3 protein-coding genes are annotated in these 1,434 nt (G+C 66.7%); 2 read left to right on the top strand and 1 reads right to left on the bottom strand.

Annotation, left to right across the window (positions count from 1 at the left end):
- Positions 1 to 297, top strand: a 297-nt coding sequence (locus tag EOA27_RS36410) for a trehalose-6-phosphate synthase (protein WP_189562313.1), incomplete at its 5' end; no start/stop codon positions are given.
- On the top strand, positions 294 to 1,076 hold the full coding sequence (gene otsB / locus EOA27_RS36405; protein ID WP_126081857.1) for a trehalose-phosphatase: 783 nt from the start codon (positions 294 to 296) through the stop codon (positions 1,074 to 1,076). The genes EOA27_RS36410 and otsB, both read left to right, overlap by 4 nt.
- A gap of 20 nt (positions 1,077 to 1,096) precedes the next feature.
- On the opposite strand, the gene EOA27_RS36400 is transcribed toward otsB, so the two are convergent.
- Positions 1,097 to 1,434 (bottom strand): ATP-binding cassette domain-containing protein (locus EOA27_RS36400; protein ID WP_145970834.1); only part of this gene is annotated, 338 nt, incomplete at its 5' end.

Raw genomic sequence — 1,434 nt, 5'->3', positions numbered from 1 at the left:
GAGCTGCTGGAGGCGCTGATCGTCAATCCTTACGACGCGGCGATGATGAGCGAGGCGATGCTGCAGGCGCTGACCATGGGGCCGGACGAGCAGCATGAGCGCATGCGGCGCATGCGCGACATCGTGCGCGACAACAATGTCTATCGCTGGGCCGGCAGCATGCTGCTCGACGCGGCGCGGCTGAGGAAGCGCGGCGACCTGGATCGGGTCACGGCCTTATACGAGCGGCCGGCAGGCCCCACCGGCGACAATGTCGTTTCCATGTTCGAACGCAAACAGGCAGTGGGATTTAGATGAACATCCAGGCAGACCTTACCCCGCCGCTTCCCGCGGGACGGTGGGCGCTTTTCCTCGACATCGACGGCACCTTGCTGGAGCACGCTGCGCATCCCGACGCCGTCTCGGTCAGCGAGGAGTTGCGGGTTCTTCTGCAGACGATCGAGCCGCGCCTGGACGGCGCGCTCGCCTTCATCACCGGCCGCTCGATCGCGGCCGTGGACCATCTGTTCGATCCGTTGAAGCTCAGGATCGCCGGCCTCTACGGGCTGGAGCACAGGCTTCTCCCGGACGGACCGATCGAGGCCGCGGACGAACCGGCGGATATGGCGGCGCTCGCCGACGAGATTGAACTCGAGCTGGCAAGCCAGGCCGTCTATGTCGAACGCAAGGGGCCGGTGCTCGCCATACATACGAGAGCCGCGCCGCAGCTTCTGGCGCGGGCGACGGAGCTGGTCGAGGCAGCGCTTGAGCGCCTGCCCAAGGGCTACCGCGTGATCGCCGGCAATGCCGGCGTCGAGCTGATGCCGCTCGAAGCCGCCAAGGGCGCCGCGATCCGCCGCTTCATGCAGCTCGAACCTTTCACCGGCCGGCGTCCGGTGTTCCTCGGCGACGACACATCCGACGAGAACGGCTTCGAGACGGTCAATGCCGCGGGCGGAATCTCGATCCGCGTGAAGCCGCAGGGCGAGACGGCCGCCCGCTTCGCCATCGAAGACGTGGCTGGCGCCATCGCTTGGCTCGAAGCCAATTTTGCGGAGCCTGCCGCGCAGGCGTCCAGCCGCAATCTCGTTGCCTAAACCGGCCAGGTGCTCCGCAGCTACTGCTGCTGCAGGCCCGTGATCATCGCGATGATCTCGTTCTTGTCGGTCTTCCTGGTCTCGCGCACGCCGATCTGCTTGCCGCGCCTCAGGACGCAGATGCGGTCCGACAGCTTGAACACCTGATCGAGGCTGTGGCTGATGATCAGGATGCCGACATTGCGCTGCTTGAGCGACTGAACGATCGCCTCCACCCTGGCGGTCTCGGCGACGCCGAGCGCGGCCGTCGGCTCGTCGAGCAGGATCAGCTTGCTTGCCCAGTGCGTCGCCCTGGCGATCGCGACGCCCTGCCGCTGGCCGCCGGAAAGATCGCGGATGGTGGCGTGCGCGGAAGGGA

It is taken from the genome of Mesorhizobium sp. M2A.F.Ca.ET.037.01.1.1 (assembly GCF_003998075.1).
Lineage (GTDB): Bacteria > Pseudomonadota > Alphaproteobacteria > Rhizobiales > Rhizobiaceae > Mesorhizobium.
This window is presented reverse-complemented; position numbering and strand designations above follow the sequence as displayed.